The sequence below is a fragment of the Actinosynnema sp. NPDC059335 genome, assembly GCF_042752395.1.
In the GTDB taxonomy this organism is placed as follows: Bacteria; Actinomycetota; Actinomycetes; order Mycobacteriales; family Pseudonocardiaceae; genus Actinosynnema.
The window spans coordinates 20,686-46,019 of the sequence record NZ_JBHYXZ010000061.1 but is presented as its reverse complement, the minus strand read 5'-3'; the positions used below and the strand labels follow the sequence as shown (position 1 = coordinate 46,019).

25 protein-coding genes are annotated in these 25,334 nt (G+C 75.0%); 14 read left to right on the top strand and 11 right to left on the bottom strand.

Features of this window, described 5'->3' with window-relative positions; genetic code table 11:
* The 12 genes from ACFXGA_RS20385 to ACFXGA_RS20330 all read left to right on the top strand — a co-directional run.
* Positions 1 to 846: nitroreductase family protein (locus tag ACFXGA_RS20385; protein ID WP_378090097.1), on the top strand; the 846-nt coding region annotated here is incomplete at its 5' end.
* A gap of 211 nt (positions 847 to 1,057) precedes the next feature.
* The gene (locus ACFXGA_RS20380) at positions 1,058 to 2,476 is read left to right on the top strand and encodes a class I adenylate-forming enzyme family protein (RefSeq protein WP_378090095.1); all 1,419 of its coding nucleotides are present in this window, start codon (positions 1,058 to 1,060) and stop codon (positions 2,474 to 2,476) included.
* Between the two features lie 25 nt (positions 2,477 to 2,501).
* Complete coding sequence (locus tag ACFXGA_RS20375) at positions 2,502 to 2,780, top strand: phosphopantetheine-binding protein (RefSeq protein ID WP_378090093.1); 279 nt, start codon at positions 2,502 to 2,504, stop codon at positions 2,778 to 2,780.
* The gene (locus tag ACFXGA_RS20370) at positions 2,773 to 3,468 is read left to right on the top strand and encodes a dihydrodipicolinate reductase C-terminal domain-containing protein (protein WP_378090091.1); all 696 of its coding nucleotides are present in this window, start codon (positions 2,773 to 2,775) and stop codon (positions 3,466 to 3,468) included. Before ACFXGA_RS20375 ends, ACFXGA_RS20370 begins: the two co-directional genes overlap by 8 nt.
* A complete protein-coding gene (locus tag ACFXGA_RS20365; protein WP_378090089.1) occupies positions 3,469 to 4,203 on the top strand; it encodes a class II aldolase/adducin family protein in 735 nt (244 codons plus the stop codon).
* Entirely contained in the window at positions 4,200 to 4,847 is a 648-nt protein-coding gene (locus tag ACFXGA_RS20360) for a 4'-phosphopantetheinyl transferase family protein (RefSeq protein WP_378090087.1), read from the top strand. Before ACFXGA_RS20365 ends, ACFXGA_RS20360 begins: the two co-directional genes overlap by 4 nt.
* Positions 4,844 to 6,250 (top strand): condensation domain-containing protein, encoded by a 1,407-nt coding sequence (locus ACFXGA_RS20355; protein WP_378090085.1) that lies wholly within the window; start codon positions 4,844 to 4,846, stop codon positions 6,248 to 6,250. The genes ACFXGA_RS20360 and ACFXGA_RS20355 overlap by 4 nt, the downstream gene beginning before the upstream one ends.
* Entirely contained in the window at positions 6,247 to 7,050 is an 804-nt protein-coding gene (locus tag ACFXGA_RS20350; protein ID WP_378090083.1) for an HAD family hydrolase, read from the top strand. Before ACFXGA_RS20355 ends, ACFXGA_RS20350 begins: the two co-directional genes overlap by 4 nt.
* Positions 7,047 to 8,183 (top strand): acyl-CoA dehydrogenase family protein, encoded by a 1,137-nt coding sequence (locus ACFXGA_RS20345; protein WP_378090081.1) that lies wholly within the window; start codon positions 7,047 to 7,049, stop codon positions 8,181 to 8,183. The genes ACFXGA_RS20350 and ACFXGA_RS20345 overlap by 4 nt, the downstream gene beginning before the upstream one ends.
* A gap of 24 nt (positions 8,184 to 8,207) precedes the next feature.
* Positions 8,208 to 9,476: an N-acetylglucosamine/diacetylchitobiose ABC transporter substrate-binding protein gene (gene ngcE, locus ACFXGA_RS20340; RefSeq protein ID WP_378090079.1), complete on the top strand. Its 1,269-nt coding sequence runs from the start codon at positions 8,208 to 8,210 to the stop codon at positions 9,474 to 9,476.
* A gap of 31 nt (positions 9,477 to 9,507) precedes the next feature.
* Positions 9,508 to 10,140, top strand: coding sequence for a hypothetical protein (locus ACFXGA_RS20335; RefSeq protein ID WP_378090077.1), 633 nt, complete (start codon positions 9,508 to 9,510; stop codon positions 10,138 to 10,140).
* Entirely contained in the window at positions 10,137 to 11,009 is an 873-nt protein-coding gene (locus ACFXGA_RS20330; RefSeq protein ID WP_378090075.1) for a hypothetical protein, read from the top strand. Before ACFXGA_RS20335 ends, ACFXGA_RS20330 begins: the two co-directional genes overlap by 4 nt.
* Before the next feature lie 192 nt (positions 11,010 to 11,201).
* Here ACFXGA_RS20330 and ACFXGA_RS20325 read toward each other — a convergent pair whose 3' ends face one another.
* The 7 genes from ACFXGA_RS20325 to ACFXGA_RS20295 form a co-directional block, all read right to left on the bottom strand.
* Complete coding sequence (locus tag ACFXGA_RS20325) at positions 11,202 to 11,762, bottom strand: hypothetical protein (RefSeq protein ID WP_378090073.1); 561 nt, start codon at positions 11,760 to 11,762, stop codon at positions 11,202 to 11,204.
* Between the two features lie 36 nt (positions 11,763 to 11,798).
* Entirely contained in the window at positions 11,799 to 13,184 is a 1,386-nt protein-coding gene (locus tag ACFXGA_RS20320) for a hypothetical protein (RefSeq protein ID WP_378090071.1), read from the bottom strand.
* Between the two features lie 73 nt (positions 13,185 to 13,257).
* Entirely contained in the window at positions 13,258 to 14,790 is a 1,533-nt protein-coding gene (locus ACFXGA_RS20315; protein WP_378090069.1) for a beta-xylosidase, read from the bottom strand.
* A 56-nt stretch (positions 14,791 to 14,846) separates the two neighbouring features.
* Positions 14,847 to 16,640 (bottom strand): ABC transporter ATP-binding protein, encoded by a 1,794-nt coding sequence (locus ACFXGA_RS20310; RefSeq protein ID WP_378090067.1) that lies wholly within the window; start codon positions 16,638 to 16,640, stop codon positions 14,847 to 14,849.
* Entirely contained in the window at positions 16,637 to 18,523 is a 1,887-nt protein-coding gene (locus ACFXGA_RS20305) for an ABC transporter ATP-binding protein (protein WP_378090065.1), read from the bottom strand. Before ACFXGA_RS20305 ends, ACFXGA_RS20310 begins: the two co-directional genes overlap by 4 nt.
* 13 nt (positions 18,524 to 18,536) lie before the next feature.
* A complete protein-coding gene (locus ACFXGA_RS20300) occupies positions 18,537 to 19,430 on the bottom strand; it encodes a glycosyltransferase (RefSeq protein ID WP_378090061.1) in 894 nt (297 codons plus the stop codon).
* 399 nt (positions 19,431 to 19,829) lie between these two features.
* Positions 19,830 to 20,114 (bottom strand): DUF4287 domain-containing protein, encoded by a 285-nt coding sequence (locus ACFXGA_RS20295; RefSeq protein ID WP_378090058.1) that lies wholly within the window; start codon positions 20,112 to 20,114, stop codon positions 19,830 to 19,832.
* A 290-nt stretch (positions 20,115 to 20,404) separates the two neighbouring features.
* On the opposite strand from ACFXGA_RS20295, the gene ACFXGA_RS20290 reads away from it, so the two are divergent.
* The gene (locus ACFXGA_RS20290; protein WP_378090056.1) at positions 20,405 to 21,772 is read left to right on the top strand and encodes a hypothetical protein; all 1,368 of its coding nucleotides are present in this window, start codon (positions 20,405 to 20,407) and stop codon (positions 21,770 to 21,772) included.
* A gap of 272 nt (positions 21,773 to 22,044) precedes the next feature.
* Here the strand turns inward: ACFXGA_RS20290 and ACFXGA_RS20285 are convergent, their stop codons facing one another.
* Both ACFXGA_RS20285 and ACFXGA_RS20280 read right to left on the bottom strand, forming a co-directional pair.
* Positions 22,045 to 22,461, bottom strand: a complete 417-nt coding sequence (locus ACFXGA_RS20285) for a DUF6292 family protein (RefSeq protein WP_378090054.1) — start codon at positions 22,459 to 22,461, stop codon at positions 22,045 to 22,047.
* 18 nt (positions 22,462 to 22,479) lie between these two features.
* Positions 22,480 to 22,938, bottom strand: a complete 459-nt coding sequence (locus tag ACFXGA_RS20280) for a DUF4383 domain-containing protein (RefSeq protein ID WP_378090052.1) — start codon at positions 22,936 to 22,938, stop codon at positions 22,480 to 22,482.
* Between the two features lie 394 nt (positions 22,939 to 23,332).
* Between ACFXGA_RS20280 and ACFXGA_RS20275 the strand changes: the two genes are divergently transcribed.
* Positions 23,333 to 24,337, top strand: coding sequence for a DUF6492 family protein (locus ACFXGA_RS20275; protein WP_378090051.1), 1,005 nt, complete (start codon positions 23,333 to 23,335; stop codon positions 24,335 to 24,337).
* Here the strand turns inward: ACFXGA_RS20275 and ACFXGA_RS20270 are convergent.
* Complete coding sequence (locus tag ACFXGA_RS20270; RefSeq protein WP_378090049.1) at positions 24,322 to 25,113, bottom strand: hypothetical protein; 792 nt, start codon at positions 25,111 to 25,113, stop codon at positions 24,322 to 24,324. The genes ACFXGA_RS20275 and ACFXGA_RS20270 overlap by 16 nt on opposite strands.
* A 9-nt stretch (positions 25,114 to 25,122) precedes the next feature.
* Positions 25,123 to 25,334, bottom strand: a 212-nt coding sequence (locus tag ACFXGA_RS20265; RefSeq protein ID WP_378090046.1) for a hypothetical protein, incomplete at its 5' end; no start/stop codon positions are given.

The window sequence follows — 25,334 nt, the reverse complement described above, 5'->3', positions numbered from 1 at the left end:
CCCCGGGGGCCCGCCGCGCGCGGCCGCGGGGCGGGGGCGGGGTGGGTGAGGCGGGGGGGGGCCGGGCGCCGGGCCCGCCCCCCGGCCCCCGGCGAGGGCTGGTCGGGGCGCGACGTCCACTCCTCGCCGCCGCCCGACCTCGACGTCACCTGGCTGGAGCTGGCCTGCTGGGACTCGCTGGACCCGGCCGACGGGGCGCAGGCGACCCGGGCCGTGGTCAGCGGCCCGATCGCCGGGGTGGCCGGCGCGACGGCCCGGCCGGCTCTCCGATGGCGCGAGCTGTCGGCGGTGCGTGCGTCCGCCAAGAGGTTCCTCCCGGTCGAGGTGCCGGCGGAGGTGCTGGGGCGTGCCCTGTCCGCGCTGGACACCCGGCACGCCACCGACCTGCGGCCGGACCCGGACTTCCACCTGTCGCTGGTCACCCGGTCCGTCGCCGGCCGGCCGCCCGCCGTGACGCGCCTGACCGGCGGCGGCGCGGTCGGCCCGGACGAGCCGGTCCGACCCGACGATCTCGCGCGGGCGTGCATGCACCAGGACCACCTGCGGGACGCGGCGGCGTTCGTCGTCGCCCACGCGCCGCGTGACGAGGTGGTCGGCCGGTACCCGCACCGGCTGCGCGAGCTGATCTTCCGCGCGGGCGCGGTCGGGCAGCTGCTGTACCTGGGGGCCACCGAGGCGGGGTTGGGCGTGACCGCGGTCGGCGGGTTCGACGCGCGCCGGTGGCGGCGGATCGCGCGGCTGCCCGGCGACCACGAGGTGCTCTACCTGGTCGCGCTGGGCGCGGGCGTGGACACCGGCGCCAAGTGGGACCGCGCGCACCTCGCCTACGCCCACGACGAGCGCTGAGGGGGAACGCCGTGCCGCCCACCACGACCGCCGAAGGGGCCGCCCTGCCGACCACCGCCCGACACGGACCACCGAGCGGGACGCCACGCCACCACCCGACACGGATCACCGAGCGGGACACCACGCCACCGCCCGACGCGGACCACCGAGCGGGACACCGTGCCGACGCCCGCCGCCGGACACGCCCACCACGAGCGCTGAGGGGGACGCCGTGCTGACCGAGATCGTCACCGAGCACCTGCGCGAGCACCGCGACCGGGTCGCGGTCACCGACCCGACCACCCGGCTCACGGGCGCGGGGCTGCTGGCCGCGGCCGACGCGTTCGCCACCGCGCTCGACGCGGCACGGCCTCCGTCGTCCGGCCGGCCGCGGGTCGGGGTGGTCGCCGGGAACTCCGCCGCCTACGTGGCGGCCTACCTGGGCGTGCTGCGGATGGGTGGCGTGCCGTTCCTGGTCGACGCCGCGTTCACCGCGCGCGAGTTGGCGGGCATCGCCGACGACTGCTCGCTCGACCTGCTCGTCCACGACGAGCGCGACCTCGGCGCGCTGGGCGGTCGGGCGCTCGACGTGCCCGGCGGCGGGTTGGCGGTGACCGCGTTGCCGGTCGCCGGGCGGCGCTTCGACCTCCTGCCCGACACCGAGGTCTGCCGCTTCACGTCCGGTTCGACCGGCAAGCCCAACTGCATCGAGTTCGCGGGGCGGGCGGTGCACCGCGCGGCGGCCAACTGGGCGGCGGGCACCGGACTGCGCGCCGAGGACCGCATCGCCTGCTACGCCGCGCTGTCCAACGGGTTGGCGTTCAACACCTCGCTGCTGGCCACGTTCCTGGTCGGCGCGTCCCTGCACCTGAGCCGGGGCCTGCCGACGGCGGCCCGGGTCGAGCGCGACCTGGCGCGCACCGACGCCACCCGGCTGGTCGGCTTCCCGGCGCTGTACGAGTCGGTGGTGCGGCGCGGGAGGTCGTCGCCGGCGCCCGCGAGCGTGCGGGTGGCGGTGTCCTCGGGCGCGCCGCTGCGGGAGGAGACCAAGCGGGCGTTCGCCGAGCTGACCGGGATCGCGATCAGCAACTACTACGGCATCGCCGAGACCGGGCCGCTGACGTTCGCCGCGGACCCCGCCCGCACCGAGGGCCTGGGCGCGCCGCTGCCCGGCGTCGACCTGCGCGCGGGCGTGGCCGGGCGACCCGGCCCGATCACCGTGCGCAGCGAGTCGATGGGCTCGCGCTACCTCAACGCGCCGGGCGCGTTCGAGGACCGGGTCGACGCGGAGGGCCGGTACCGCACCGGTGACGAGGGCTACCTGGCCGCGGGCGCGCTGGTGCTGACCGGCCGGTCCAACCGCATGATCAACGTCGGCGGGCGCAAGGTGGACCCGGTCGAGGTGGCCGAGGTGCTGCGCACCGCGTCGGGCGTCCGCGACGTCGTGGTGTTCGAGGACGCCGACCAGCACGGCGACCCGCTCGTGGTCGCCGCCGTCGTCCGGGACGGCGGGCTCGACGCGGCCGCGTTGCGCGCGCACTGCGCCGCCCGGCTGGCCGCCTACAAGGTGCCCGCGCGCATCCACCTGCTCGACCGGATCCCCGCGAACTCCATCGGCAAGCCGTCGCTCACCGCGCTGCGCGGGCTGTGAACCACGGACACAAGGAGACCACCCCATGCACCCCGACAGCACCACGCTGCGCGCCGACCTCGTGCGGCTGATCGTGAGCAGCGGCGACGGCGTGATCGCCGAGGACGACCTGGCCCGGGCGGACGGCTCGCTGCGCGCGCTGAACTACTCGTCGTTGTCCTACATGCGGTTGATCGACGCCATCGAGAACGAGCTGGGCGTCTACGTCGACCCCGAGGCCGACCCGGAGCGGTTCGCCACCGTCGACTCGCTGGTGGACCTCGTCCGGGAGAGCGCGGACAGCGAGGACAGCGTCGATGCGTGACGGCCTGCCCCGGGTCGGCGTGGTCGGCGCGGGCCGGCTCGGCGGCGCGGTGCTGCGCCGGTGCCGGGACCTGGGGCTGCCGGTGGCCTGGCAGGCGTCCGGCGGCGGGCGGCACGGCGACGGTGTCGCGGACGTGGTGGTGGACGCCGCCGCGCCCGCCGCGCACGACCTCGTGGTCGCCTACTGCCGCGACCACGGCGCGGCGCTGGTGGAGTGCGTGTCCAACCTCGCCGAAGCGCAGTGGGCCGCGCTCGCCGACCTCGCCACCGCCGTGCCGGTGCTGCGGGCGACGAACCTCGCGGTCGGCCACCACCTGCAACGCCGGCTCATCACCCACCTGGCCGCCATCCTGCCCGCGCAGCCGCAGACCAGCGTCTGGGAACGGCACCCGACCACCAAGGCGCACCGGCCGAGCGCCACCGCCGTCGCGCTGGCGCGGGAGTGGTCGGCCGCCACCGGGCACGAACCGGACGACCTCAGCTCGGCGCGGACGGGCCTGCCCGTCAGCGAGCACGAGATCACCTGGACCTGGGAATCCGAGACCCTGAGCGTGCGGCACCACGTCGGCTCCTTCGACGCCGCCGCGACGGGTGCGGCACGCGCGGCCGTGTGGCTGTCCGCGCGGGAACCGGGGCTCTACGACACGCAGGAGATGTACGACGACCTGATCGGCACACCGGGGGCCTAGATGTCCGAGCACAGGCCGGCGCTGCGCCGGCTCATCACCCAGTTGGCGCAGGGCGCGCGCATGCTCTCGCTCGACGGGCACGACGACTTCAACCAGGGGCAGATCTCCGCGCGGCTGCCCGGCGAGGACACGTTCGTCATCAAGAACGCGCTGGTCGGCTTCGACGAGGCGACCCCGGACGAGGTCGTGGTCGCGGCGGTGGACCACACCGCGCCCGCGCCGAAGCTGGCGCCGCCCGAACTGCCGCTGCACCAGGCGATCTACCGCGCCCGCCCGGACGTGAACGCGATCGTGCACAGCCACGCGCCGCACACGCTGGTCTTCGGCGCGACGGACCTCGTGCTGCGCCCGATCTCGCACGACGGGGCGTACTTCGCCGAGCGCACCGGCGTGTTCACCACGACCAGCAACACCGTGCTGGACATCGAGACCGGCGACGCCATCGCCGCGGTGCTGGCCGGCGGCAACGGCGTGTTCCTGCGCAACCACGGCGGCGTGGTGGTGGGCAAGAGCGTGCGGCACGCGGCCATCTTCGCCCAGGTCCTGGAACGGGCGTGCCGGTTGCAGCTCCTGGCCGAGGGCGCCGCGGGCAAGTACGAGTGGTCCACCGACGCGGACGTGAAGCTCAAGCAGGACTTCATCTACGCCGACCTGTCCGTGCGGTCCTACTGGGACTACGCGGTGCGCCGCGTCGGCCGGGTCTGGCCGGAGACCACGCGCTGGCCGACCCGGTGACCGGGGACGACGTCGTCGTCACGCTCGCCCGGCGCGGGCGCGGACCCGACCCGGGCCGGTACGCCACCGCGGCCGACCGGGCGCGGGCGACGGACCTGCCCGAGCGCCGGGCGGCGGAGTACCTGGAGGGCCGCGCCCTGCTGCGCTGGCTGCTCGACCGGGTCCTCGGCCCGCCGACCGCGCACGCCGCCATCGGCGTCACGGCCACCGGCAAACCGGTGCTGGACGGCGACGTGGGCGTCAGCGTGTCGCACGGCACGCGGGTGCTCGCGGCCGCCGTCGCGCCGGCCCGCGAGGTGGGCGTCGACGTGCAGGAGCACGTCGTGCCCACGCCGGGACTGCTCGCCCGGTGCTGCCGGGCCGAGGACGTGGCGGCCGTGGCGGCGCTGGCCCCGGCCGAGCGCGCCCGCGTGTTCACCGCCGTGTGGGTGGTGCAGGAGGCGTGCCTGAAGGCCGTCGGCGAGGGCGTCCGGTTCCGGCCCGGCCGGGTGGCGGTCCGCCCCGGCCGCCGGCGCGGCGCGTGGCGCGACCTGCACTGGCGGCTGCTGCCCCCGTACGCGGGGGCCGAGGTCGCGGTCGCCGCGTCCGGTCCGCCGCCGCGCGTCCACCTCCTCCACCCCGTCGAAGGAATGAGAGCGCCATGAGCACCATCCCGACGATCCCCCGCGACCGCCCCCTGCCGGTGTCGTTCACCCAGGAGGAGCGGCTGACCACCGGGCGGCACGTGCAGTTCGTCAACAACAAGATCGCGATCGGCCTGCTGTTCGACGGGCCGCTCGACACCGCGCTGCTGGACCGCGCGCTCGCGGAGCTGACCGACCGGCACGAGGCGCTGCGGCTGACGTTCCCGGACGAGGAGGTGCTCCGGGCCGCGCTGCTGCCGCGGCTGCCCGCCCTGCGCCACGTCCGGGTGGACGGCGGCGACCCGGAGCAGCGGCTGGACCGCGCGCTCGCGCTGCTGGCCGAGGACGCCTGCGCGCCGTTCGACCTGGCCGCGGGGCCGCTGTGCCGCACGCTGCTGGCCGAGGTCGAGCCCGACCGGCACGTGCTGTGCGTGACGATCGACCACGTCGTCACCGACGCCTGGTCGGTCCGCCTGGTGCTGGAGGAGCTGCTGCTGATCTACCGCGCGCGGGCCGCCGGCGCCACGCCGGACCTGCCCGGGCTGCCCGTGCAGTACCCGGACTTCGTGGCGTGGGAACGGGCGCAGCTCAGCGGCGCGGCGCTGGAGCGGCAGGTGGGGTACTGGCGGCGCAAGCTCGCGGGCATCGACCCCATCCCGTCCTCGGGGCTGACCGACCCGGCGGGCGAGCCCGGCGGCGCGCCGCGGCTGGTCAAGCTCCGCACGCTGCTCGACCGGCCCGCGGTGGACCGCCTCACCGGGCTGGCCGCCGACCTGGGCACCAGTCTCGTCGTGCTGGTGTCGGCGGCGGTGAAGGCGGCCATGTGGCGGCGCCGGCGGGCCACGATGGGCGACGCCGAGGCCGGTGACGTGGCCACGTTCGGCTCGCTGGCCAACCGCACGCGCCCCGACACCCAGCGGGTGGTGGGCTACCTGGCCACCGTCGCGACGTTCCGCACCGCGTTCGACGGCACGACCCCGTTCCGCGAGCTGGCGGGGCGCGAGGCCCGGACGCTGTGGGAGGCCATGCGCCACCAGCGCATCCCGCACTCGCTGATCATGCGCGAGCTGCGCCACCCGCAGTACGGCGCGCGTTACCGCGACCCGGCGTCGCTGCCGTCCTACCTCAACTTCGACTTCGACCTGGTCGAGGACTCCAGCCAGGAGCTGCCGCGGGTGCCCGGCCTGGACGTGCGGCCGATCGCCATCCCCATGCCCGAGGTGCCGCGCGGCGGGCTGCGGGTGCTGGGGTACCGCCGGCCGAACGGCGTCGAGCTGGAACTGCGCTACCGCAGCGACCGCTACGGCCCGGCGTGGGCGGCGGAGTTCCTGGACGACATCGCCCGGGTGCTGCACGTCGCGGTGGACGCGCCGGACGTGCCGGTCGGGCAGGTCTTCGAGCCGGCCGCGCGGAGCGCCCGGTGAGCCCCCGCCACCGGCTCGCCGCGATCGACCTGGACGGCACGCTGCTGCGCCGCGACTACACGTTGTCCCCGCGCAACGAGCAGGCCCTGGCGGCGCTCCGCGAGGCCGGCACGGAGGTCGTGTTCGTCACCGCCCGCCACCCGGCCGCCGTGCGCGACTACGCCGTCCGCCTGGGACTGGAGGGCGAGGCCATCTGCTGCGTGGGCTCGGCGGTGTGCGCGCTGCCCTCCTGCGAGGTCACCTGGAGCGCCGCGATCCCCGCGGAGGCGGCGGCCACCGCGGCGCGCCGGCTCCGGGCCGCGTTCCCCCGGCTGCACCTGGGCTGGGTGCTGCCCGCCGGACCGGTCGGCTACCAGCACGGCTACCCGCCGCCGCTGCTGCTCGGCGAGTCGTTCTTCGGCGACCCGACGGCCATCGACGGACCCGTGCTGAAGATGTGGCTCGCGGGCGGCGACCTCGACGGCACGGTCCCGGCGGGGCTCGCCGAGGCGGTGCGCGGGCTGGTCGACATCGCCCACGTGGGGCCGGGTTTCGTGGACCTCGTCGCGCCGGGCGCGACCAAGGTCGGCACGCTGGCCGAGCTGGCGCGGCGACGCGGCCTGAGCGCGCGTGACGTGGTCGCGTTCGGCGACACCGCGGCCGACCTCGACATGATCCGCTGGGCCGGGCACGGCGTGGTCATGGCCAACGCCGACGCCGCGCTGCACCCCCTGGCCGACGAGGTCGCGCCCGACTGCGACGACGACGGCGTGGCCGTCGTGCTGGAACGCCTGTGCGCCGAGGAGGTGAGGGTGCCGTGAAGGTGCACCGCCTGCTGCCGACCGAGGACGCGGTCGACCTGATCGGGCTCGTCGAGGAGATCGCCGACGGGGAACTCGCGCCGCGCGTCGCCGACTTCGAGGCGCGCGGCGAGTTCCCGCGCGAGGCCGTGCGCACGCTGGCGCGGGCCGGGCTGTTCGGCCTGCCCTACCCGCAGGAGCACGGCGGCGGCGGCCAGCCGTACGAGGTCTACCTGCACGTGGTGGAGCTGATCGCGAGCCGGTGGCTGGCCGTGGCCGAGGCGCTGAACGTGCACACCCTGTCGTGCCACGGGATCGCCCACTTCGGCACCGACGTGCAGCGCAAGCAGCACCTGCCGGACCTGCTCGGCGGCGAGCTGCTCGGCGCGAACTGCCTGTCGGAGCACGAAGCCGGCTCGGACCTCGCCTCGATCGCCACCACCGCGACCCGCGACGGCGACGACTACGTCCTGCGCGGCACGAAGGCGTGGGTCACGCACAGCGGCATCGCCGACTACTACGCCGTGTACGCGCGCACCGGCGGTCCGGGCGCACGCGGCCTGTCGTGCCTGCTGGTGGACGCCGACACCGCGGGCGTGCTGCCGCAGCGGCCGGAGAAGAAGATGGGCGTGTCCTCCTCGCCCACCGCCCAGGTCGTCTTCGACCACGCCCGGGTGCCGGGCGACCGGCTGATCGGGCGGCCCGGCAAGGGTTTCCTGATCGCCATGGACGCGCTGGACTGCGGCCGGCTCGCCATCGGCGCGTGCGCGGTCGGGCTCGCGCAGGCGGCGCTGGACTACGCCGTGGACTACGCCAGGCAGCGGCGGCAGTTCGGTCAGCCGATCATGTCCTTCCAGGGCATCGGTTTCCTGCTCGCGGACATGGCCACCGCGGTGTCGGCGGCGCGGGCGCTCGTGCTGCACGCGGCCCGGCTGAGGGACACCGGCCGGCCGTTCTCCGTGGAGGCCGCCAAGGCCAAGCTGTTCGCCACCGACATGGCGATGAGGGTCACCACCGACGCGGTGCAGGTGCTCGGCGGCGCGGGTTACGTGGCCGATCACCCGGTCGAGCGGTGGATGCGCGAGGCCAAGCTCCTGCAGATCGTCGAAGGCACCAACCAGATCCAACGACTGGTCGTCTCCCGCGCGCTGTGACGCGGGGCCGTGGAGGGGAAGGCGATGGACAACCCGTTCGAGGTCGCGGCCGACCAGCCGCTCGACATCGTCGTGCACAAGGGCGGGTACGGCGACGACTACGTCATCTCCGCCGAGGCGCGGTACCGGGAGCGGTTCCCGGCCGCGCCGGTCCGGCACGAGGGCGTGCAGGACGTCAAGGGCCGGCTGGCCGGCCGCTTCGCCGACGGGAACCCGCCCGACCTGGTCAGCTCGGCGGGCCGGTTCACGCTCGACATCGGCGGGCTCGCCGCCCGGCGGCAACTGCTCGACCTCGCGCCGCTGCTGGACGCGCCGAGCTTCGACGACCCGGACCGGCCCGTGCGGGACACCCTGCGCCCCGGCACGGTCGAGGCCGGCGCCTACGGCGACGCCTGCTACACGCTCAACTACGGCTACAACGTCTACGGCATCTGGCGCAGCCGCGCGCTGTTCGACCGGCACGGCTGGCCCGACCCCACCACGTGGGACGAGATGCTGGCGCTGTGCGCGGAGATCCGGGGCGCGGGCGTGACGCCGTGGATCTACCAGAGCATGTACCCGGCCTACTTCATGTACCCGATCCTGGCCATGGCCGCCAAGACCGGCGGCCGGCAGGTGCTGGTCGACATCGACAACCTCGAACCCGGCGCGTGGCGGGCCGACGCGGTGGTCGCGGCCGCCGAGGCGTTCCACGACCTGGCCCGGCGCGGTTACCTGGCGGGCAACGACGAGCCGATCACGCACCTGGACGCGCAGCGGCGGTGGCTGCGCGGCGAGGCGGCGTTCCTGCCGTGCGGCTCGTGGCTGGAGAACGAGATGGCCGCCGAGACCCCGCCCGACTTCGACCTGGCGATGTCGCCGACGCCGAGCCTCACCGCGACCGACGCGCTGCCCCGCCGCGCGGTCCTGGCCATCGCCGCCGAACCGTTCTTCGTGCCGGCCGACGCGGCGAACCCGCGGGGCGGGCTGGAACTGCTGCGGATCATGCTGTCGCGGCGGATCTCGCGCGGGTTCGCCGAGCGCACGGGGGCGTTCAACAGCGTGGTGGACGGGTCGGCCGGGGTCGGGGGCAACCCGGGTTTCCGGTCGGCGAGCGCGGCGCTGGCCGAGGCCGGCGACGACACGCTGCACTTCCACTTCTTCATCCGGTACCTGGACATGTACCTGGCCATGGGGGTGGCGATCCGCGAGCTGCTGGCCGGTCGGACCACGCCGCGCCGGTGGAGCGAGACGTGCCAGGCGTTGGCGGACGAGGCGGCGGCGGACGACCGCCTGCTCAAGGTCCGGCGTTGAGCACCCGATTTCGAGACGGATGTGGGGACAGATGGTAGTCGCGGAGATCTTCGGCTGGATCGGCGGCACGATCGGCGCCGCCGTGGCGTGGCCGCAGGCGTGGCGGCTGTGGGTGGGCCGGAAGTTCCAGGGCCTGTCGCCGTCCGCGGGCGTGTTGGCGGTGTTCTACGGCGTCGGGTGGACCGCGTACGGGTTGTGGACGCAGAGCCCGGCGCAGATCGTCACCAACGCCATCGCGCTCACCGCGTCGGTCGCGGTGCTGGCGGGCCACGTGCGGCTGGGTCAGCTGGCGGCCCGCCAGTGGCTGCCGCTGCTGGTGGCGACGTTGGGCGGGCTCGCGCTGATCGGCCTGCTGGCGGGCGGCACGGCGGTGGGGTCGGTGGTGGGCGCCTCCACCATCTTCGCCATCGGCGCGCAGGTCGTGTCCCTGATCCGGCAGCGCGCCCGGGGCGACTTCGACGTGCGCGGGGTGTCCCGGCCGCGGTGGTGGCTCAGCGCGTTCTGCAACGCCATGTGGATGGTGTTCGGCATCCTCGCGCTGGACTGGGTCGTGCTGGTCACGTCGAGCACCAACACGGTGCTGTCCCTGGCCGTGCTGGCGCTGACCCTGCCGCCGCGCGGGCGCGCCTCGACGCCGGTCGAGCAGGTCGAGGCCGCGGCGTGACGCTCGTCGAGCTGCTGCCCAGCCTGGGCGGCCTCGCGCGGGCCCGGCTGGAGGACGGCCGGTGGCCCGCCGACGCCCACGTCTCCCTCACCGGTGACGTGGTGGTCGGCGGGGTCGCCCTGGCGGGCCTGGCGGGCGCGTTCGGCACGCCCGTGCACGTGGTGAGCGAGCAGGAGGTGCGACGCGTGTCCCGCGCGTACGCGCGCGTGCTGCCGCGGGTGGTGGTGTCGCCGGCGGAACTGCCGTGGCCGGACGTGCTGCGGTGGTGCGCCGAGGAGGGGCTGGTGGTCGCCGACGCGCCGGGGCTGCGCGGGCACGGCCTGCGGTACCGGCTGTCCGGCGACGTGCCCGCGGCCGAGCGGTGCGCGCGGGACGTCGTGCGGCTGGTCGCGCGGCTGCGGCACGAGCACGGGGTGGAGCTGGACGAGGTCGTGGTCGAGGTCGTCGCCGGCGAGGCGGGCGCGTTCGACCTGACCGGGCTGGCCACCCGGCTGCGCGTGGCGGTCAACGGCGAGGCGCTGACGCACCGCGTCCCGCCGCCCCGGCTCACCGTGGAGCCGGGGCGTTCCCTGCTCGTGCGGGCGGTGGTGGGCGTGGGCCGGGTGCGCTCGGTGCGGGCGGGCGCGGTGGAGGTCGACGGTCCGGTGGGGCCGGTCATGCGGGTGCTGGCCCGGCCGTCGTCCGCCGTGGCGCGGGACCACGCGGTGGTCGGGCCGTTCGGCGAGGCGACGCGGGTGTCGCTGCCGGCCGACGTGCGCGCGGGCGACCTGCTGGCCGTGCCGTGCGCCGGCGGCCGACCGCGTGCGCCGCTGTTCGCGGTGGCGGGCGGTGAACGGCGGCTGCTGCCGAAGACGACCGCCGGGCGTTAGCCGTACCGCCGGTGCGGCCCGGGGCGGTTCGGTCGCGGTCGGCAGATCCGGCGGGGAGCGTCGGCGCGCCGCCCGGTGCGGCAGGCGGTTCGGGCGCGGATCGCCGGGTGGCGGGTGCGTCGCGGCGTGCCCACTTCGTCGCTCACCTGCGGTCGGCAGGAGCGCATCCGCGCCCGTCGGCGCCGCGCGGGATCAGCCGACCCACAGGTACGGCGAGGCGATGCTGCCGCCGACCCAGCCCCCGCCGGTGCTGTACTCGGCGGTGGCCACGGCCCGGTAGTAGCCCGCGCCGCACGACGCGCCGCCGTAGTCCAGGATCCGCGCCGGTCCGTAGGGCCCGCCGAACTCGCCGCTCGACCAGCCGAACGACCCGTAGGCCCAGTCCGAACCCCGGCAGAACTGCCACGCCGACCCGTTCCACACCTGCACGTCCACCCGGGCGCGGCCGTTGCCGGTCGTGGCCCGGTTGCACGCGCCGTTGATGTCGCGGGCGACCAGGTAGGCGTTGCCGTAGCCCAGGTTGCCGGAGAAGCCGCCGGTGAAGGTGTCGATCGAGGCCGAAGCCTGCACGCAGTAGGCCACCGTCGAGTAGACGGTCGTGCGAGCCGTGCCGACGGACGCGGACGCCGGGCCGGCGACCGCGGTCAGCAGGGGAACCGCCAGTAATCCGCTCAACGCCAACCGGGAGAACGCGCGCACACCCCGCATGACCGACCCCTCCGACACCGCCGTGGTGGACATCCCGACCGTCACCGGTCGCACTCCAGTGTCGTGTGCCGGGACGGGACGTCAATCGGCCGACGAGCCGCGTGCGGCAGGGCCGTCCACCGGCAGGACGTGCCGGCACGGCAGTTCGAAGAACCAGTCCCCCGGCTCGTGCGCGAACCGGCCGACCGGACCGCCGGCGGCGCACTGCGCCCGCGCGGCCGCCACGCTGTCGCCCCACGGGACACCGGTCAGCACCGCCGCTCCCTCGCGCAGGTGCAGCACGACGCTCGCGGCCACGACGAGCCCGATCACCGCGCGACCGGCCGCGACCGACCAGCGCTCCCACCGCCGGGCGGGCACGGCGTCCAGGCCGACGGCGATCGCGACGAACAGGAACAGGCACGGCGCGATGCTGTAGCGCTGCGCGGCCATCACCACCAGCGGGTGCTGCACCTGGAGGACCGCGCTCCAGTTGGCGGTCAGCGACACGACGATGAGGAGCGCGCTGCACGCCACCGAGAACAGCACCAGCAACCGGCCCGCCCGGTCGCCCCACCGCAGACCCGCCGCGACCGGCACGGCGGCGAGCACCAGCGCGGCCAGGATCGGCAGGTTGCCGTGCTCCGGGTAGATCCGGGCGACCTGCTCCGACCCGGTGAACGCCACCACCGGCACCCGCAGCAGGCTCGCCAGCGCCACCTGCGCCGGGTCGACCAGGTCGTGCGAGTACGGCGTCCGCTGCGCGAACGGCATCACCAGGCCCTGCGCCACCACCCCCGCCAGGAACGCGACGGGCACCTCCCGGCGCGGCCGGACGAGCCGCACCAGCGCCACGGGGACCAGCACGAACACCAACGGGCTCGACACGGCGGTGAGGAACACGAACACCGCGACCGGCACGCGCGGCGCGTCCCGCCACAGCAACGCCCAGAACGCGCCGTAGAGCAGGAACCAGTGCAGGTTCGTCATGTTGTTCAGCGGCTCGGAGTTGCCCGCCGGCAGCACGACCACCAGCGCCGCCAAGGCGAACCGCAGCGGCGTCGAGCGCAGGTACGCCCTCGATGCCGCGAACGAGATCAGCGCGACCGCGGCGCGCAGCACGGCCGCCGAGACCGCGAACCCCGCGGCCGTCCACTCCAGCGGGAGCAGGGCGACCAGCTCGGCCACCAGCCGGGGCAGCGTGTGCAGGTAGCCGCCGTAGGGGTCCACCAGGTTCGACCACGGCGACGCCGTGACCGCGTCCAGCGCGAACCGCGCGCCGTCCTCGGCCCACAGGTGGTCCAGCCGCGCCCGGCCCGCCGGGGTCAGCAGGAGGAACGCCACCGCGGCGGCGAACCCCAGGGCGTAACCCGTCGCGGTCCGCGCCCGTGACGCCGCCACCGGGGCCGGCTCGGGCAGCAGGCCGTCGGCCCACCCGCGCCACGCCGTGCCGCGCGTTCCCGGCGGCTCCTCGTCCGTCACCGTCACCCGGCGGCCCTCCCCCTCGACGTGACCCGGCAGCGGGAAAATACCGGCCCGGCGCGCGGGCGCCGGCGGCGGATCAGCGCGCGACGAGTTCCGGCCGCTTGCGGTACCCGGCCCACTGCGCGGCGGTCACGTCCGTGATCGGGGACGAGTTCGCCGCCGCCACCTCGGCCGAGCCGACGACCCACAGCGTGCCGTCCAGCAGCAGGCCGACCGCGCCGTCCGGGCCGCGCACCGCCCGCGCGCCGGCGGGCACGCGGACCGCGACCGGCAACGAGTCCACCCCGGCGGGCCGGCGCGACAGCACGCGGCGGGCGAACTTCTCGGCCACCGACAGGCGATCGAACCGGACCACCTCGCCGCCGACCACCACGTCGGCGGTGTTCTCCGGCGACGGCACGGCGTACCGGTCCAGCGCGCTGACCTGGGCCTGCGTCCGACAGCCCCGCGCGCCCACCACGTCGAGGCCGAAGCGCGCGATGTCCGTCGGCGCGCCCGCCGCGCCGATCGCGGTGGCGCGCAGCACGTCCAGCGACACCCGGCCGCACGGGTCCGCCGGGTGGACCGGCGCGTGGCCCTCGGCGGTGCGCACCAGCCCCGGCCCCTCCTTCCACGGGCCGGGGATCAGCACCGGGTCGAACGGGTGGCGGGTGAAGTCCTTGTCCCAGAACGTGATCGTGGTGCCCGCGTCGGTCGAGTGGGCGATCGCGAACGCCGACACGGCGTCCACCCACATCAGGTCCGCGCTGAACGCCTCGACCACGGACCGGGTGCGCGGGCGGTTCGTCGCGGGCGCCGGCGCCATCCCCGCCTCGCCCAGCGCCTCCACGTCGCGGGCGAACAGCGGGTCGCGCGAGCGCAGCACGAACTGGCCTGCGCCGTTCGGCTGGGCCGCGCGGCCCGTGGTGTCGGTGAACATCAGGTAGAACCAGCCGTCCACGTGCACGACGGACTGCTGCCCCGCGCCGTAGGTGTTCTCCCGCAGCACGTCGTGGGACGGCACGACGATCGGCCGGCCCTCGTTCGCCCGCGTCCAGGAGATGCCGTCCTGGCTCGTCGCGACGCCGATCGCGCTGCCGTTGGGGACGTTGTCGCGCTCCGCGGCCGTGTAGTACAGGTAGTAGGTGCCGCCCACGCGGATCACCGACGGGTCGCACACGTGCATCGCGTCGAACCCGCCGGTGCTGCCGGACAGCACCGGGACCGGCGCGCTGAACGGCCCGTCGAGCGTCGGCCCCTCGCTGTGCAGGATGTCGTCGCCGCCCGGTGGCGCGCTGCCCAGCTGGCTGCACCACCAGACGCGGAACCGGCCGCCCTCGTCCAGCACGGACGGCGCGTAGTTGTACGGCGCGTCACCGCCGCCCCGCACCACGACGCCGGCGCTCTGCCGTGGCTCGTCGACCGCGAGCGCGATCTTCTCGGGCGGTGGCGGAGGCGCCTGCTCGGGCCGGGCGGACGCGGTGGTGGAGGCGCTGGCCTCCGGGGCCGGGTCGACCGCACCGTTCGCCACCGGGTCGTCACAGCCCGTAGCAGTGCCCACGAGCACGGCGGCGGTGAACAGCACGAGAAGTCGTCGGCCCGGCGACACGTCGGTCACTTTAGTGGTCAATTGATCCGTCTGGGTGAGAAACGCTGTCACCGAACGTTTGTGTGCGCCGACGCACCTCAGCGGTACGCCCGGGCCTGGAGCGCGAACAGCTCCGCGTACAGGCCGCCCGCGGCGGTGAGCGAGGCGTGGTCGCCGGACTCCACCACCCGGCCGTCCTTGACCACGAGGATCAGGTCGGCCATGCGGACCGTGGAGAACCGGTGCGACACGAAGACGGTGATGCCCCCGGTCGCGCGGGCCACCCGCCGGGCGTGCTCGGCGTACCGCTCGAACAACACGTGCTCCGCCTCGGGGTCCAGCGCCGACGCCGGCTCGTCCAGCACCAGGAGCAACGGCGCCTCCCGCATCATGGCGCGGCCCAGCGCGAGCTTCTGCCACTGGCCGCCGGACAGCTCCGCGCCGTCGGCGTAGCTCTTGCCGAGCCGGGTGCGCAGGCCGTCGGGCAGGTCGGCGGGCAGCCCGGCGGCGTTGGCGCGGTCCAGCGCCGCGCGCACGGCCGGCTCCGACGACAGCCTCGGCAGGTCGCCGAGGCCGACCACGTGCTGCGCCGTGAACTCGTACCGCACGAAGTCCTGGAACCCGGCCGCGATCCGCGCGCGCCACCGGTCGACCGGCGTGCCGCTCAGGTCCTGCCCGTCGACCAGGATGCGCCCGGCGGTCGGCCGGTAGAACCCGCACAGCAGCTTGACCAGCGTCGACTTGCCCGCGCCGTTCTCGCCGACGATCGCGACCGCGGCGCCCGCCGGGAGGTGCAGGTCCACCCCGCGCAGCACGGGCACGTCCGTGCCCGGGTAGGTGAACGCCACCCCGTCGAACCGGATCCCGTCGCGCAGCCGGCGCGGCGGCGGGCCCCCGGCCGCGACCGGGTCGACCGGGTCGACCGGGGCCACCGACGCGGCGACCTCGGTGAGGCGGCGGTACGCGCCCGCCATCCGCTGGAGGTCCTGCATCAGCGTGACCGCCGTGGCGACCTGCTGGTTGACCTGGGCGGCGAGCACGATCACCAGCACCACGTCGCCCACCCCGCGCCGACCGGCGATCGCGTCGCGCACCACGAGCAGCACACCCGCGACGTAGGCGAGGGCGAACACCACCTGCCCGGCCGCGCGGATGCCGGTCGCGGCCAGGTGTGCCCGCCACAGTCCCCGGGTGGCCTGGTCCCACAGCCGGGCGTGCCGGGACCGCAGCTCGTCCTGGACCCGCGACACCCGCAGCTCGCCGGCCAGGCGCGCGGACGTGGCCAGGTGGAACAGGTTCAGCGCGGTCCTGGTCGGCTCGGCGGTCGCCGTCCTGGCCCGGTCGAGCACCCGCTCGGCCGCCCGACCGGCGAGCAGGGGCGGCGCCGCCGCGACCGGCAGCAACAGCAGCCACGGGTTCTGCCCGGCCAGCAGGACGGCGGTGAGCGCCGCGGCGAGCACGAGCCCGACACCGTTGAGCAGCGCTTCCAGGCCCGTGCGGAACTGCCTGCCCTCCTGCCGCAGCACGGTCCACGTGTCGGCGTGCTCGGCCCGCTCGTGGTGCTCGATGCCGGCCGAGCCGTTCGACACCGCGATCACGCGCTCGTCGAAGTCCAGCTCGGCCAGCTCCGCCAGCTCGTAGTAGGCGAGGTGCGCGAAGTGCCCGAGGGCCAGCACCATCAGCGCCAGCACGGCGACGACCACGCCGGCCAGCACCGCCGGACCCGACGCCCCCGCGACGACCTCACGGGTCATCCACCCGAGCGCGGCCGCGAGCAGCGGGGCGGCGACGGCCCCGGCGGTCATCAGCACGACGGCCGACGCCGTCTTGCGCGGGTTCAGCCGCCACGCCGTGGCGATCATGGTCCACGCGCCGGTCAGGAGGACCTTCACCGGGCCGCCCCTTCGACCGCGTCCACCACGTCCGCCGGGTCGGCGAACCGGTCCGCCTGGAGCCGGAACAGCTCCGCGTACCGCCCGTCGCGGGCCAGCAGGTCCGCGTGGCCGCCCTGCTCGACGACCCGCCCGTGCTCCAGCACCACGATGAGGTCGGCGTGCCGCACGGTGGAGAACCGGTGCGAGATCAGCAGCGTCGTCGCGCCCGCGGCCAGGCCGGCGAACTCCTCGAAGAACCCGGCCTCCGCGCGCACGTCCAGGCTCGCCGTGGGCTCGTCCAGCACCACGACCCGCGCGCCGTGGCGCAGCGCGAACAACGCCCGCGCCAGCGCGACGCGCTGCCACTGGCCGCCGGACAGCTCCGCGCCGTCGGTGAGGTGCCGCGCCAGCGGCGTGTCGAGGCCGCGCGGCAACCGGGCCACCGCCTCGCCGAGCCCCACCGAGTCCACGACCTCGCGGATCGTCGCCCGGTCGGCCAGCCGGTCCACGGCGCCGAGCCCGACGTTGTCCGCGACGGACGACTCGTACCGCACGAAGTCCTGGAAGATCACGCTGAGCCGGGCGCGCCACTCGTCCACCCCGAACTCGCGGATGTCCACGCCGTCCAGCGTGATCCGGCCCGCCGTCGGCTCGTAGAGCCTGGCCAGCAGCTTCACCAGGGTGGTCTTGCCCGCGCCGTTGACGCCGACGACGGCCGTGCAGCGGCCGACCGGGATCGTCAGGTCCAGGCCGTCGAACACCACCCGCCGTTGGCCGGGGTAGCGGAACGAGACCCGCTCGAACCGGATCGCGCCGGAGGGCTCGGGCGCCGCGGTCCGCCGCACGGTCCCGGCCGGCTCCTCGTGCGCCTCGACGTGCTCGGCGAACCGGCGCACCGAGTCGTAGGCCCTCATGCCGATCGCGGTCGGCAGGTCGGCCTCCGGGTAGTGCTCGGCCAGCCGCAGCAGGGCGAGCGCGGCCGTCGCGGTCAGCACGAACCCGGTGAGCGTCAGCCGGTCCGCGGTCGCGCCGACCACGGCGAACACCACGCCCGTCACCACGAGCCCCACGACGGAGTACCGGACGAACGGCCACAGGTAGACGCGGCGGCGCTCGACCCACAGCGGTTCCAGGAAGCGGAGGTACGCCTCGCGCAGGCGGTCCCGCAGCCAGCCCGCCAGGCCGAAGACCCGGATCTCCTTGCCCGCGGCCGCGCCGCCGGCCAGGTCGCGCAGGTAGTCGATCTCGCGCTGCTCGGCGGCCAGCCGGGACCGGGTCCGGGCGTACCGGCGCAGCCCGCCGCGCTGGCCGTGGCGGAACAGCAGGACCACCACGACGAGCGCCACCGCCGCCGGCCAGGAGAACACCACCCCCACCGCGACCGCGCAGCCGGTCAGCTCGGTGTAGCGGGCGATCAGCGCGAGCAGGCCGGCGGCCGCCCGGCCGGGGCTCTGCACGCCGAACTCCACCTCGCGCGCCGCGGCCCGCAGCGCGTCGAGCGCCCGCTGGTCCTCCAGCGGGCCGAGGCCGGGGCTGCGCAGCGACGCGGCCATCAGCTCGTCGAACACCCGGCCGTCGACCCGACGTGCCACCAGTTCGCCCAGCGCCCGTTCCACCGGGGAGAGGAGCTGCCGGGCGACGAACGCGACCGCCGCGACGCCGAACACCGCGACCAGCGACGTCCACTCGGCCGAGCCCGACCCCGCCGCCACGGCCGCCGGCACGCGTCCGAGCACCACCGCCGTCGCCACGGTGAACACGACCGGGAGGCACCCCAGCACCAGCTCGACCGCGGCCAGGGAGGCGACCAGGGGGCCGCCCGCGCGCGGGAGCAGCCGGGCGATGTCCCGTCGTGCGGCCACCTGCTCCCGGGCGACGCCGACCCGAGCGCGCAAACCCATGCCGGCCACCGGTCTACCCGGCTGTCAGGTAGTCGGCGCAGCGGGGCAGACCGCGTTCCTCGATCACGTCGTTGAACGCCGCGAAGCGCACGGGGGGCTCCTCGGTGAGCAGCCGGATGATCGGCGTCCGGTACTTGTCCACGATGTAGCGGTAGTTCTCCAAAGCGGACTTGACGTTCTCGACGTGGTCCTTCTCGTGCGGGTAGTGGATGGAGGACGCCTCGCGGCTCACCGCGAACCGGGCCCCGTCGAGGTGTAACCGGTAGGCCAGGTCGAGGTCCTCGCCGCCCCACTGCGTGAACGCCTCGTCGTACATGCCGATCGAGCGCACCTGCTCGGTGCGGGCCGACGCGTGGCAGGTCCAGTACATCAGCCACGGCGCGGGCAGGTGGCCGAAGTCGTCGGAGTACCGGGCGTAGAACGGGTCCCGCACGTCCGGCCAGGCGTTGGTGCGCGCCATCGCCTCGATGGTCGAGTCGACGTCGTCCAGGTCGACGAACTCGCGGATGAGCCGGGCGTCCTCGTTGTCGAGGTTGAAGCAGTACACGTACCCGTTCAGCGCCAACGGTTCGGGGGACGCCTCGTGGGCGGCGACGTGCGCGCTCAGGCTCCGCGAGTGCAGCAGCACCCCGGAGTCGACCGAGACGTAGATCTCGCCGGTGGCGTTGCGGATGCCGATGTTGCGCGCCCGGGCCACGCGGTAGCCCTCGTCGGGCTGGTAGAAGTACCGCAGGTCGAGCCGGTCCTCGTAGGCCCGCACCGCCGCCGCGGTGTCGTCGCTGGAGCCGTCGTCGACGACCAGCACCTCGAACCGGTCGGGGTGCAGGTCCTGCTTGACGAGGCAGTCGAGCGTCAGCTCGAGCAACCGCCTGCGGTTGTAGGTGGGGACGATAACCGTGCAACGCAACGAACTACCCACGAGATGCTCTCCTTGTAGAGGTCCCGCAAGGCCGCCGGGGCCGTGCACGCGGTCGGGCGCCGTCAGGGCGCCAACCGACCACGGCCGCTCGGGCCACCCTGCCGCACACCTGTCCGAGCCCTGCATGACGAGGTCAGGAGGTCTGGTGGGGCCGCGGCGAGGATCCGCTCTCCGGCTAAGTCCCCACCGATCACCGCGCAAGTCTGCCGAGGCGCGCGAGCGTTGGTCAACACTACGGGCGAAGTCCGGTCGCTCCCGGCACCGCGGGCCGTTGCGCCGGGCGGACGAGTGCGGCGGCTCCCCACCCCGCCGGTCCTGTGGTCACCTCGGAGGGGCACCCGCCGCCGCCCAGGCAGTGACGGCCGGGCGGAGCGCCCGGCCGGCCGGTCACCGGCGGTGGGCCAGGCCGTCGATGCGCAGCGTCGTGGACTCGTCCCGGTGCGCCCCGCCCGTGCCGACGTGCTTGGCGCTGATCCCGACGCCGTTCTTGAGCACGTGGAACAACGCCATCCCGTGCCCGCGGCCGAGGTCGTAGTCGGTCTTGAGCCAGTCGAGGACCACACCGGCCCTGGTGGTCGCGTCGTAGCCGCGGGCGCTCGCCTCGGCCAGCAGCTCGGCCGGCGTCTTGCCGGTCTTCGTCTCGATGGCGTCGAGGTATGCCTGGAAGGACATGGCGTGCTCCGTTCGGTCGTCGTCGCGCCCCACCCTAGACAACTTCCACTGTCCTGACAAGTTTCCTTGTCGGTGCGCCAGGCCCCCACGCCGCGGATTCACGACCGCGCGGAATTCCCCACGAGCCCCGACATTCCCGGAATGTCGATCGCGCCATCGCCGAATTGGTGGTGACGACGGGATAACCGGCTCGTCACAGTCCGGTGGAGCACGTCTTCCGGTCGATTTCCGCCACTCCTCCACACCAATGGCGTCACCGCCGACGCCGGTCGGGAATGGGGGGAATGGCCATGTTCCAAGCCGCCGCGGGTTCGGTCGTGATCACGCCGGTGCCACCGGGGTTCCCGAGCACCTGGATGGGGGGCTACGGCTGGGCGCCCCGGTTCAACAACGGCACGATCGCCCGGAACCTGCGCGCCCACTGCGTGGTGATCTGGGACGACGGCACGCCGAACGTCCTGGTCCGGGCCGACGTCGTCGGCATGCAGCGCAACCTCGTGCAGGCGATCCGCACCGCCGTCGCCGCGCTGGGCGTGGCGCCGGCCGATTTCCTGATCGCGTCGAGCCACACGCACTCCGGCCCGCAGATGAGCGACACCCGGATCGACCCGTTCATCCTGATGGGCCTCACCCAGGCGGACAAGGACGCGATCAACGGCACGGTCGCGGTCATCCGCGACGCGATCGTGCAACTGGTGCGGGACACGCTCGCGATGCCGCGCACCGACGTGACGCTGCACTACAGCGAATCGCAGGCGGTCATCGGGTACAACCGCATCGGCCGGCCCACCGTGCCCACCGACGTGCCGGTCCTGGTGCTGCGCCGGGTGGACGACTCGCCGCTCGCGATCCTGTTCGGCTACGCCTGCCACCCGGTGGCCCGCGGCCTGGACAACGTCTTCGACAGCGACTACCCGGGGTTCGCCGCCGAACTGCTGGAGGCGGTCTTCGGCTGCCCCGCCCTGTTCTTCCAGGGGTGCTGCGGCGACATCGACCCGGTGGACCACCTCGACGACGAGCGGGTGCGCGAACACGGCCGCACCGTGGCGGTCGCCGTGCTCAACCGGATCCTGGACCCGGCCTCGTTCACCGAGGTCACCGGCCCCGTCGGGAGCCGGCTGACCGAGGTCCAGCTCCCCTTTTCGGTCGTCACGGCCAACGCGACCGTCCGCTCCCAGCTCCGCGCGAAGTACCAGGCCCGGATCACCGCGCTGCCCGCGGGCGACCCGGCCCGCCGGCACGCGTCGGTGATGGTCGGCCTGATCGACGCCAACGCGCTGCCGACCTCGGTGCCGATGTCGCTCCAGTGCTGGAAGCTCGGCGGCCTGACGATCCTCGGCCTCGCGCACGAGGTGCTCAGCTCGTACCCGGTGAAGATCAAGGAGGCGTTCACCGGCGACCACCTCTGGGTCATGGGGTACGTCAACGAGTGCGAGGCGTACGTCCCCGGCGACGAGGTGCTGTGGGCGGGCGGCGCGGTGCACGGCGGCTACGAGGCCGGCTGGACCGACGACAACACGGTCTCCGGCCCCTTCACGTCCAGCCAGATCTACGCCTGGCCCGCGCCGCTCAAGGCCTCGCCGGTCGGCTCCGCCACGCCGACCTCGACCAGCGCCGAGGGGATCATCCTCAACGCCTGCCGCACCCTGATCGCCTGAGCCGCGGCGACCGGTCCGAGGCGCGGTGGAGCGGCTTCGGGCGGTGCCGGCACGCGCGGGGGGGGCGCACGGCACGTGCCGGAGGTCGGGCCGTGCACGGCGAAGGCATGGCGGCCCCGCACCACGGTCCACTCGGGAGTGCGCCCGGCCGCGATCGGCCCGTGCGGAGGCCGCCGGGCTCGGCCCCGAGCAAGGACATGGGCTGTCGCTCCACGGTGTGCGGGCGCGGTGCGCTGAGGACCCGGCGCACCGCGGGGCGCGACGGGAAGCGTTCACGGCGCGTAGGCGCAGAGGCGGTCGACCAGGTCGTCCGGTGTGCCGTACGTGCGGAGCCGGATCGGCCTCGGATCGCCCGGGTGGGTGCCCTGGCGCAGTGCCGCCACGTAGGCGGCCACGGCGGGCGCCGGCGGCAGCACGTCGCCGCCCAGGTAGGTGATCACCACCGGCGGATCGTCGGAGTCGGCGCGCACGGCGGCGGCCCAGCCGTACTCCTCGTCCCACAGCAGGGTGAAGTCCCGGTCGGGGAACGCGGGCAGGGGCGGGGCCACGGCCAGGCGCGCCGTCGCGGGTGGACCGGGGTCGGTGCGCCAGCACCCCCCGGTCACGCCCAGGGCCGCCGCGACGGCGCCCACGTACCGCTTGAGGCCGCGGGTCGGCGTGTCGTCGAAGCCGTCGAGGTCCGAATCCACGCCGACCGCCGCCTCACGTCACCCGGTGCGCGGCACGTCACCCGGTCGGGTGGAACGCCCCAGGGCGAAGCCCAAGGCGACCATGCCCAGGCCGAGCACGAGGTGCAGCCAGTTGTCGGCCGTGTTGACGGGCACGAAGTTCGCCGCGCTGCCGTGGTCGACGATGAGCCCGTACAACCACAGCACCAGGTAGATCACGCCGCCGGCGACCAGGTACAGGAACGCGTTGCGGGCGGTCCTGGCCATCGCCAGGCCGACCACGCCGAACAACAGGTGCACGATGTTGTGCAGGATCGAGACGGCGAACACGCCCAGCAACATGGCCTGGGACTCGTGACCCGCGAACCGGAGCGTGTCGTAGTCGGTGGTCAGCCCGGGGATGAACCCGGCGATGCCGACCACCAGGAACACCGCGGCCACCACCGTGGCGGCCAGTTGGACCGGTGTGCGTGACGTCGCTGTGTCGGGTCTGGACATGTCGACTCCCGTCGCGTCGCGGAACGGAACCACTTCCGTCGCCGTCCGACTACCCGGCGCACGCGGGGGCAAACGACCCGCACAGGTTCGATCAGCGCCGGAACACGACGTGGGCGGACTGCCGTCGGCGGGCCCCCGAACCGGTCCGTGCCCGTCACACCGCCCGTCCGGCGTTGAACAGGATCGACCCCGCCCAGAGGAACACGGCGAGCGCCGCCGTCTCACAGGCAGGGCTGCTCGGGTGCTTGCCCGAATGCCTACCGGCCACCGCGCCCCACCCGGGGGCTCGCGCCGGACAACGGTGCACGGCCGGTGGAACCACACCCGGACGGAGCAGCCACCCGCACCCGAACGCGACTGTGCGCGCCCGCCGCGACTCCCCCACAATCGAGCCATGGGGGTGACGTCGGCGGGCGTGGGGCTGCCGGAGCTGGACGTCGTGGTGCCCGTCGCGCCCAAGGACGTGGCCGACGCGGCGACGGCGGTGGAGTCGTTGCTGCGCCACTGCCGCAACCCGATCCGCGCGGTGCACGTCGTGGCCGCCACGCCGCCCCGGTTCGCCGACCCGCGGGTCCGGTGGGTGGACGAGTCGCTGGTGCGGCCGGGCGTGGCGGAGGTCGAGGCGGTGCTGCGCGACACCGGCTCGCCGCACGGCAACGCCACGTGGTACTTCCAGCAGCTGCTCAAGCTCGGCTGCTTCGCGCTGCCCGACGTGGCGGCCGACCACGTCCTGGTCGCCGACGCCGACGTGGCGTTCGTCGCCGACCTGGCGTTCGCGGACCGGCACGGCCGGGCGCTGGTGCCCGCGGGCTACCCGCTGCGCTGGGTCCCCGGCGGGGGCGCGTCCGGCGCGGTCCGGCACGCGGCCCTGCGCGCGGCCTCGCGGTTGGTGCCCGGGTGGCGCGCGGTCGACGGCTTCAGCGGGATGCACCACCACGTGGTGTTCGAACGTCGGGTGCTGGCCGAGTTGGTGCGACGGGTCGAGCAGGCGCACGGCGTGCCGTTCTGGCGCGCGTTCCTGGCCTCCCGCGACCGGTCGCGGTGGACCGGGGCGTCGGAGTACGTGCTGTACCGGCACTTCGCGTGCCGGTGGTTCCCGGAGCGGGTCGTGGTGCGGCACCTGTCCAGCGTCGAGGTCGTCCAGGGCGACGGCGCGGGCGGGTTCACCCTGGCGGACGTGCTCCGCGCGCCCCGCTCCCCCGACGTGGCGGCCGTGGGCTGCCACCGGTTCGTCGACTACGCCGACCGCATCGCCACCATGGACTACATCCCCGACTCGCTGCGCCGCGCGCTGCCCGCGAACGCGCCGCTGACCCTGCGCCTGCGCCGCGGCGAGGTGACCGTCACGCCGACGACCACCCCGTTGGCCTTCCCGGACCCGGCTCAGGACACGGCGTAGACGTGGAACTCCACGGTCGCCCCGGTCGCGAACGAGGCCGGCGCGGGGACCGCGAGCAGGTGCCGGGCGCCGGCGAAGCACCGCCGCAGCGACGGCCGGGTCGTCGTGTCGTCCGCCCCGACGACGATCACCTGCAGGGCGACCAGGCACGGCACGCCGGCACGCGCGGCGCGGATGTCGGCCAGGATGCCGGGCACCGGCGGCTCGGTCGCCGCCACGTCCAGGCCGGACGGGGTCAGCGCCGCCCCCCAGGGCGGCTCCACCACGACGACGTCGCCCGGCCGGGGCGGCGGCAGGCAGGCCAGCAGCTCGCGGTAGTCGGCGTGGCGCAGGTCGACGTCGATGCCCAGGACGCGGAAGTTGTGCCGGGTGGCGGCGTGCACGGCCGGGTCCAGCTCGGCCGCGAACACCGGCAGACCCAGCCGGGCGCGCAGGTGGAAGCCGACGTTGCCGGAGCCGCAGAACAGGTCGGCGACGTAGCCGGGCGTCAGGTCCGGCTCGTGGGCCAGGCACTCGGCGAGCGCCTCGGCGAACGGCGCGCAGTGGTCGTCCACGCTGCACTCGATCGCCGTCCGCCCCAGCAGCCGGAGGCCCCTGCCCACCATCGACGGCGCCGCGACCCCGTACAGGGACAGCCCCTCGGGGCGGCCGTGGAAGACCCGGCCGGCGTGGCTCAGCTCGGCCTCGGTGAGGACCCTGGTCCGCGCCGGGCCGAGCAGCTCGGCCCGCAGGGCGAGCGCGGCGCTCAGCGACGTCGCCCCGCCATCGTGCCCCATGGCGGCATCCTACGCGACCGTCCACACGACATGGTCGCTACCTGCGGCGGAGCCCGGTCCGGTCCGGACGGGCCGCCCCCCCCCGGCGGGCCGGGCGGGCACGGCGCGGCCCGGGGACCCCGCGGCGCGCCGGGCCCGCACGGGCGCGGCCTGGCCCGGGAACAGCAGTCCGACCCGGTGCGCGGCCCGGCGGGCGAGCACGACCCCCGCGCCGCGGTCCC